The 9,405-nt window shown below is 26.6% G+C and carries 5 protein-coding genes; all 5 read left to right on the forward strand.

Translation table 11 applies throughout. From position 1 onward, the window contains the following. Positions 1-2: 2 nt before the first annotated feature. A complete protein-coding gene (gene gatA / locus PHZ07_03770; GenBank protein ID MDD3284685.1) occupies positions 3-1,439 on the forward strand; it encodes an Asp-tRNA(Asn)/Glu-tRNA(Gln) amidotransferase subunit GatA in 1,437 nt (478 codons plus the stop codon). 21 nt (positions 1,440-1,460) lie between these two features. Continuing rightward, positions 1,461-2,402 carry a thioredoxin domain-containing protein gene (locus PHZ07_03775; protein MDD3284686.1) on the forward strand — a complete coding sequence of 314 codons (942 nt, stop codon included), beginning with the start codon at positions 1,461-1,463 and terminating at the stop codon, positions 2,400-2,402. Then, the gene (gene lgt, locus PHZ07_03780; GenBank protein ID MDD3284687.1) at positions 2,399-3,175 is read left to right on the forward strand and encodes a prolipoprotein diacylglyceryl transferase; all 777 of its coding nucleotides are present in this window, start codon (positions 2,399-2,401) and stop codon (positions 3,173-3,175) included. The genes PHZ07_03775 and lgt overlap by 4 nt, the downstream gene beginning before the upstream one ends. 55 nt (positions 3,176-3,230) lie before the next feature. Beyond that, positions 3,231-3,566: a DUF5663 domain-containing protein gene (locus PHZ07_03785; GenBank protein MDD3284688.1), complete on the forward strand. Its 336-nt coding sequence runs from the start codon at positions 3,231-3,233 to the stop codon at positions 3,564-3,566. Positions 3,567-3,601: 35 nt separating this feature from the next. Beyond that, positions 3,602-9,405, forward strand: a 5,804-nt coding sequence (locus PHZ07_03790) for a hypothetical protein (GenBank protein ID MDD3284689.1), incomplete at its 3' end; no start/stop codon positions are given.

The raw sequence follows: 9,405 nt of genomic DNA on the forward strand, positions 1-9,405 counted from the left end.
TTATGGAAAATTTTACTATAGAAAAATTAAGAAAAGCATACAAAGATAAGCAAATATTATGTTCTGAGTTTGTAAGAAGATGTTTTGTAAATATAAAAAATGACAAATTAAATGACTTTATAACATTGTTTGAGGATGATGCCATAAGTCAGGCAAAAAAAATTGATAAAAAAATTGTTGGAGGCATACTATTAAAAAATTTAGAAGGAATTCCAATTGCCATAAAAGATAATATTTTAATAGAAGGCAAGAAGACTACATCTGCGTCAAAAATGTTGGAAAACTATATAGCTCCATATGATGCAACTGTTATAAAAAAACTAAAAGAATCAGGAGTAATAATCTTAGGAAAAACAAATATGGATGAATTTGCTATGGGTGCTTCAAATGAAACATCGTATTTTGGATCAGTTTTAAATCCATGTGACAACACACTGGTTCCAGGTGGTTCTTCTGGTGGTAGTGCTGCCGCAGTTGCTTCAAATCACTCTATTTTTGCGCTTGGTAGTGATACTGGAGGTTCTATAAGACAGCCAGCAGCATTTTGTGGTGTAGTTGGATTTAAACCAAGTTATGGAAGTGTTTCTAGGTATGGACTTATGTCTCTTGCTTCATCACTTGATCAAATTGGACCATTGGCAAATTCTGTAGAAGATGTAGTTGCTATTTCAAATATTATATTTGGAAAAGATGAAAAAGACATGACAAGTGTTGATAGAAAAAATATAAATATAAAAAATATAAAAAAAGGTATAAAGAAAAAGGTAATTGGATATCCCAAAAAATATCATGAATTATCAATTGATCAAGATATAAAAAATAGTTTTGAAGATGTGTTAGAAAAATTAAAGAGAGACGGGATAACACTAAAAGAAATAGATCTATCTTTTATGGATGAAGCACTTGCAGTCTACTATATAATACAACCAGCAGAGGCATCTACAAATCTTGCTAGATTTGATGGACTTAGATATGGATTTAATGTAAAAAATTCTAAAGATCTTCTAGATAATTATTTAAAGAATAGAACGAATGGTTTTGGTGATGAAGTAAAACGTAGAATTATTATGGGTACATATGTTTTGTCTCAAGGCTATAGAGATGCATATTATAATATGGCAAAATCTATTGAAAAAGATATACAATTGAGATTTGATAAGATTTTCAAAGAAATTGATTGTTTGATATTACCAACTACTCCAAGTAAAGCTTTTAAATTAAATGAAAAAATAGAAGATCCTCTTACGATGTATCTTGCTGATATATTTACAGTCTCTGCAAATATTGCCGGGCTTCCAGCAATTTCTATTCCAATTGTAAAAGATCCGCTCCCCATAGGATTACAAATTATGGGTGGATTTATGAAGGATGAGACGGTTTTAAATTTTGCATGGAATATAGAAAAAATGATTGAAAACTATAAATTAGCAAAAAATTAAATAATAAATAAAAAAATATTTATGTTTCAAAAAAATAATAATATAAAAAATGATAATTTACAAAAAGTTAGTTATTATTCAACAAAAAAGAAAAAAATAATAGATTTGTTTATTGGTTTTTTTGGTGGTGCAATTATGTTGATTATATTTTTATCTATTATTTTGAATATATTTTTTAATAAAATATCAATATCTTCAACTTTACATTATGTATGTTATATTATTGCTACAATAATAATAATTATATTGATTGTATTATTTTTTAGAATTAATAGAAAATTTATTTCTATTGGAATATTAATTTCTTTATTAGTAGCCGTATCTTTATTTATGAAACAGGTCTATTTTTATAAAGACGCAATGGAAACGGGTGGGATTATTAAAAATACAATCTTAGGCCAATATTCAATATATGATGGAAATAGTGATATTCAAGAAACAGATGTTTCAAGAAGTGAATTGGAAACTGTATCTGATCCTCATATGGGGACAGATACTCCAATTATGACTATAGTAGAATTTGGTGATTTTAGTTGTCCATATTGTTTTATAATGCATAGAGTACTCCGTGATTTTATAATGGAAAATGCTACAAAAGTACAACTTATTTTTAGAGACTTTCCATTGGAAGAAGATTATAATAGGGCCATGATTGCAAATTGTGCATTTGAGCAAGGAAAATTTTGGCAAATGCATGACAATTTATTTTTGTATCAAGAAAGTTTTAATGAAAATATGGTAAATCAATTTTTAAAAGAGGCTGAAATAGATGTAGATAAATTTAATGCTTGTAGATCTGAACAAAGATATAAATCAGAAATAGAAGAAGATCTTGTTGTTGGGCTAAAGGCAGGAATGTCTGGTACGCCAACTTTATTTATAAATGGTTACAAATTTGCAGGAGTAATTCCTCGTACAGTATTGGATCAAATTTTGGTAGAAATTGAAAAAGAAAATAAATGATAAATATAAATCCAAATCCAATATTTTTTGAAATCGGTTTTGTGAGAATTTATTGGTATGGGTTAATAATGATTTCTGCAATAATAACTGGAATTTGTGTGATTATAAAAATATCAAAAAATAAATCTTATGATTTGGATAAATTGTGGGATTTATTTTTTTACTTGATTTTGTTTGGTGTTATTGGCGCACGTTTGTACCAAGTTTTATTTTTTAATTGGAATTATTATCAAAATAATTTTTTAGAAATATTTTCTATTTGGAATGGTGGCATGGCAATACAGGGGACTATAATAGCGTGCATTATTACTCTTTTTGTATACTCTAAAAAACACAAATTATATTTTTTGGAGTATGCTGATTTATTAGTCGTAGCACTTCCACTTGGTCAGGCAATTGGTAGATGGGGTAATTTTTTTAATTCAGAATTATATGGAAGGGTTTCAAATTTTCCCTGGGCAATTTATATAAAATCGACTGGGAACTTTCATCAACCATTATTTTTTTATGAATCAATATTGGATTTAATATTATTTTTTATTTTATTGCACATTTATAAAAAATCACTGCATTATGGATATGTTTTTTACTTTTATATTTTTGGTTATGGAATTATAAGGTTTTTTATGGAATTTTTGAGAATTGATAATACTCCTACTATATATAACATTAGATTACCTCAAATTATAAGTGCTGTTTTTGTCATAATTTCAGGGTTTTTATTGTATTTGACAAAAAAGAATAAAAGTAGTATAATAAATAGTTATAAATAAGACAAAATGATATAATTATATAGGTTATTATAATAAAAAATAAAAAATAAATATTATGATTTTTTCAAAGCAACAAGAACAAGACTCACTTCAATTTATAATTCAAGATATTATAAAACAGGCAAATCTTGAAAATTTACCTGAGCAAGAAAAACAAGCTTTTGCATCTCAGCTTGAAATGCAATTTAATAGAAGAATTGGTCTTATTATTATGGACAATTTAGATGATGCTAGTATAGAAGAGTACTCAAAAATTATAAAAGACAATCCATTTCCAAATCCAGATGAGCTTCAAAAATTTTTGGAAAAACATATTCCTGATTATGGTGAAAAATTAAAAGTAGGAATAGATAATTTTGTAAAAGAAATTTTATTAACTTTAAAGAAATAATTTTTATTCACATATAATTAAAATATTATAAATATATGAACGATTTTGAAAAATCTATTAATGAAAATCCATTTCCGGAAAAAAAGGAGAAAATATATTATGTTACAGAATCTTTTAATGATGGAGCTTACCTCCTTGTAGAAACTAATAGTCAGTCCCCGGTATTTCGTATATCTGGAAAAGAGTTGAGTCTTTCACTCTTATATGAAAAAACACCACCCAATTCATCTATTGATGCTATGGCAAGTCGTTTTTTTCATTTACCAGGTGGGCAACTCAAGTCAGAAGATATTTATATTGTAAAAAAACCAGCAATTGTAGAAGAAGTTGAAAATGGAAAATGGAAACTTGTAACAAAGGGAGAGATAGTTTACTCACAAGAAGAAACAAAATCTTCTCTGGATCAAAATGAAAAATTATCTATACAAGATATAAAAACATCTTATGATGTTTTAATGGATGAATATTCAAAAGCTGAAAGTATAGAAGAAATAAGACTTATAAAAATAAAATTTGTTGAGTATTATAATACATTATTGGATAATTTTAACAAATATTACACTGAAGAAGATTCAGAGGATTATTTAGAGTTTAAAAAAATTATTAATGAATTAAATGATATTATAATTCCCGAAATAGATAAATTAATTTTAGAGCCTGAAAAAGAAGAAGTTATACCAGAAAACAAAGAAGAGGAACAGAAACAAGATATAATAGATACAAAACCAATAGCAGACAAGACAAATAATTTTATCAATAGATTTGGACAAAAATTGACTGAATTTATGAAGAATTTTGATCCTTATGATGCAGAAAAATACCTAACTGAATCTAAAGATATTATTGATGAATTAGATGATATTATATCAAAATTAAAACGCAGTAATCAGCAGAAAGAGATAAATGGATTAAAAGATTTAAAGAAAACAATACTGATTTTAATAGAGGATTTAGAATTAAATATAACAAAAGAAAAATTTAGTGAATATAAATTAATTGGATTTGATGGAAATAATTTTAGTGAAAAAGATTTAGAAATATTAAATAGAGTTAAAGAATTAGAAAATAAAGAAAATTTGATTAATAAAACTAATAGAGGCACGGTAATTCCAAGAAAATTTGTAAAACCAATAGAAATTGAAAAAGAGAATCATGAAGGCAAAGATCTTTATACAATAAAAGTTTATGATCTAAATAGGGATTCGAGTAATTTTGGTCAAAATAGTTTTGGAATAAATATAGATATGATAGTAGAATCTCCTCAAAAAGATTTTTCATATGAAAAATGGTTTGAAGAAAATAAAAAAGTAGAGCCAAAAGATAATTCTAAAAATTTAGAAGAAATTTTGAAAAATATTAGTTTTGAAGATTTAATGTCTAATAAAGATAATATTTTAGGAGATAAAGAGACTGAATTTAAAGCATTGGTTGATATTATAATTAATTCAAAGGATGATAATGAATTTGATATTAATTTTAATAAAATTGAAGAAGTTTTAGAATTTTTATATTGTAGAGAGGTATTTGTTGTTTTGAAAGAAGAGTATGCAAGAAAGAAATCTGAAAATCAAGTAGACTCTAAGGATGAAGTTGAAAAATTAAAAGACAAATTAAATCTTTTAAGTTTGGATCAATTGATTTATGTTTATCAGAGTATAAATTTAACAATGTTTTTGCCAGTACCAAAATCTAAAGAGAGGCAATATTATATCAGTAATATAAATCCTAGTAATTCGATGCCACTACCATATATAAATGAACAAATAGAAGAAGCACTCAAAAAAGATTTTTCTATTCAAGATCAAGTACCACAAGATATCATCAAAGAAGTAGAGTCATTTGTCAAAATGAAAAATTTGATTTCTGTTAGACATGGATTTGTTTTGAAAATAGCAGAGCCTATAGTAATAGAAAGAAGATTTGGTAAAGATTTTGTTGGTGTTTATGTTTCAAATAATACGCAAACAGATTTCATGGATGAAGTTGAATTTATTAATATCAATTCTATCAGTCTCGCGGACAAAGATTTTGATTATGATAAATATTTTGAAGAAAATAGAAATAAATTAATAGAATCAATTCCAGAGCCAGAAATTATACCTGTAAATACATCTCTAGTGGAAATAAATAAACAAAATTATAAAAAAGAATTTTCTATTTTTCAAAAAGATATTAAAAATATAGACAATGCAACTCTAGAAGAACTAAACATACTTTCCAAAAGAGCAGAGTTATTTATAAACTATATAATAAACAATAAATCAAAATTATCAAAAAAAGAGAAAACATCAATTGATAAAGACCTAAAGTTTTTAGAAGACAAATTGATACTGATAAAAGAATATATTAATAATTTTGATGCAAATCAATTGAAAAAGAGTTACAAAGATTCTTCTTATAGAGATAATCTAGATAGAATAAGAGCAAAAAAAGGAAAAATAAGTGAAGAATCATTACAATTTACAAGTTTAGAAAAATTAAAGGAAGCAGTAGAAAATAATCCAGAATTAAAAAATCAATTTAAAAATTTTTTAGAAATTATTTTGAAAAATTCAAAAGATTTTGATGAAAATGAATTAGAAAAAATAATTCAAAAATTATCGGAAAGTACTGGACTTAGTGTTGAGGATATAAGAGAAATTTATGAAAATCAGCAAACTTTGATAGAATCTCAAGCGAAGAGTGAGGTGTATGAGGGTTTGAAGAAAGTTAGTTTTTTTAAAAAGATTCCTTTCCTAAAAAATATGACACAAGAAGTTGCCCTAAAAACACTTGGATATTTAGGTGTTACTCTTGGTGTATCTTTATTTTCTGGAGCAATTGGAATGGGCGCAGTTGCAATGGGTATAGCTTATAGTGGAATTGCTATTACTAGAATAATAGATAATAATTTTACAGACAAAGCTACAAAGAAAAAGCAAAATAAAAAATTAGAAGAAATAAAACAAAATCATTCAATGGATGATTTATTAGCTAGAAATTTACTAGCATCTATGACACTAAAAAAGAGATTTCAACTTCAAAATATTGATCTTGGAAATTGGGACTCAAAAGATATTATTGAAGAAAATATACGTTTGTATATAGATGAAATTTATTCTGGTACAGATAAAAAGAGTAATATGGAGAAAGAAGATCTTGTAAAGTCAATGTCTATCTTGTATCAAATAGATCAAAGTAATAAAAAAATAGAAGAAAAAGTTGATAAAAAAGGTTTGTTGGATTGGATAGAAAAAAAAGGTCTTACATTAGGTGGAATCTTGAAATCAAATCAAAATATACAAGAAAGAAATCTTACTACAGCAGTAGTGTGTTCCCTTGGTATTGCAGCTAGACAGATACCAGTTTTGAGAGAAATTTTGGGAACATATTCTGGATATAGATTAGGTGAATTGGCTGGTAATATTTTCTTTAGTGAAAAAGGAATAAAAATATCTACAGATGAATTAGAAACAATTTTGCAAAATAATAAATTTGATAAAGATGATAAAGAAAAATTTGCACTTGCAAAAGTAAAGATATCAGAAAAAGGATTCAAAGAAAATAATCCAGATGCATATTTGAAATTAAGAGATTTAATAGATAAATATGAAGAATTAGAAGTTTTGAGATTAAAAGATAAAAGTTTTGATAGTAGCGCAAAGCTTATAGAATCTTTGAATGATAATTTTGAATCAGAAATTAGCAAAAGAAAAAATACAAGTACACGGAAAAAAGTTATTAGAATAGGGCTCAAAGTAGGTGGAGCTGTAGCTGGATTTTGGTTTGGCCATAGTATGGCAGATATGCAAAGAGAAACAAACCTTATAAAGCATATAAATGAGTCTGGTAAATTAAAAACAGACGAATTAAATAATATAATGAGTAATCCAGATTATGCAAGAAATCATAATGTTATTGAAGCTCTTATAAAAGGTGATGAATTACCAGATAAAATAATTCATGATATTATAGCAAATCCAGATTTTATGAAAGATCATGGAATTGTAACAGCTCTTATACAAAACGATGAATTATCTGATAAAATAATTCGAGATATTATAGCTAATCCAGATTTTATGAAAGATCGTGGAATTGTAGCAGCTCTTATACAAAACGATGAATTATCTGATAAAATAATTCGAGATGTTATAGCTAACCCAGATTTTATGAAAGATCGTGGAATTGTAGCAGCTCTTATACAAAACGATGAATTATCAAGCAAAGAATTGACTAGTATTATGAGCAATCCAAGTTTTATGAAAGATCATTATATTGTTGAGTCTATTATAAGAAGTGATTATAGTATTACTGGTAATGTAAAATATATATTAAATAATAATCCAGAAATTTCCAAAGATCCAGAATTATTAAGATCACTTTATGAAAGTACTTCAGATAATAGTGAAAGACAGGATGTATATTCAATTTTTCAAAAATTACAAAATCAAAAACCTAGTGGCACAAAGACTGTTATCAATATAGGAGGTAATACAGCTGATCCAGATAGTTTACGTGATGCTTCTCCTGATAACTCCAAAACTGTTGTAGATTCAACAGGTGCTAAGACAGAAGTAGATAGTGCAAAGGTTGATGTTAAGCCAGATAGTACAATTACAACAAAAACACCTGGAACTGCAGTGACTGGATCTCCTACAGAAACCACAACACCAACTTCTACTGACTTAGAAAATGTACATCAATTTATAAAAGGTGCTGATTTGGATAAAATAAAAATAGAAAAATTATATGATGCTTTGAAATCAGATGGTGACAAAAAATTGATTCATGATGCACTAGAGCATGCAAAACATATTGAGCATATTGATAAAGGTGAATATGTTTCAGGATTACTTAATAAAAGTTTGACGGAAAATTCAAAACTTATAGTAATAAATCCAGATGGATCTGTAATGAAGGATGCTGATATAAATACAATAATACATCCAGAAGATACTCTTATAGAAACTAAAGATGGGGTGATGATAGTTATGAAAACATCTGGAGTCACAGTTGATGAAAATGATACTTTAGGAAATATTATTTTGCATAATGTGGAAAAACAGATTGGTAGTAATTTGACCCCAGAACAAATGAAACGTTTTGATATAAATGGTGATGGTAAAATTAATTGGAATGAAGCAAATAAATTAAAAAATGAATTAATTCATCAAACTCATCGTAGCGGAATAGAGGTTAATGAAAATTTAACTGTATTACAAAGACTCCAAAGAGAAATGGCACAATTAAATCAAGACAAAGAGAATGGAATAGTAAATTCAGAAGATTATAATATAAGATATAATCAATTAGAAGAATATATAAAAGATATAAAAGGAAATACAGGATCAGGTTCTTCTGATGTAGCTGAAGATGTAAATAATGCAGCAGGTACTGATACAGAATTAGGCACAGGAACAGCTAAAACTGTTGATAATTTAACTGAATTACAAAGACTTCAAAAAGAAATAGCACAATTGAATCAAGACAAAGAGAATGGAATAGTAAATTCAGAAGATTATAATATAAGATATAATCAATTAGAAGAATATATAAAAGATATAAAAGGAAACACAGGATCAGATTCTTCTGATGTAGCTGAAGATGTAAATGATGTAGTAAATAATACTAACACAGGATCAGATTCTTCTGATGTAGCTGAAGATATAAATAACGTATCAGGTGCTGATACAGGAATAACTGAAACTGTAAATAATATAGTAAATAATACCAATACAGAATCAGGTTCTTCTAATGCAGTTGAAGATGTAATTAATACAGTAAGTGCTGATACAGAATCAGGTTCTTCTAATGCAGTTGAAGATGTAATTAATACAGTAAGTGCTGATACAGAATCAGG

The organism is Patescibacteria group bacterium, assembly GCA_028692545.1.
In the GTDB taxonomy this organism is placed as follows: Bacteria; Patescibacteriota; Patescibacteriia; order UBA1558; family S5-K13; genus STD2-204.

Excerpts from the sequence above, each read along its gene's own strand:
- gatA (MDD3284685.1), top strand. The coding sequence starts at position 3 with ATGGAAAATTTTACTATAGAAAAATTAAGAAAAGCATACAAAGATAAG.
- PHZ07_03775 (MDD3284686.1), top strand. The coding sequence starts at position 1,461 with ATGTTTCAAAAAAATAATAATATAAAAAATGATAATTTACAAAAAGTT.
- lgt (MDD3284687.1), top strand. The coding sequence starts at position 2,399 with ATGATAAATATAAATCCAAATCCAATATTTTTTGAAATCGGTTTTGTG.
- PHZ07_03785 (MDD3284688.1), top strand. The coding sequence starts at position 3,231 with ATGATTTTTTCAAAGCAACAAGAACAAGACTCACTTCAATTTATAATT.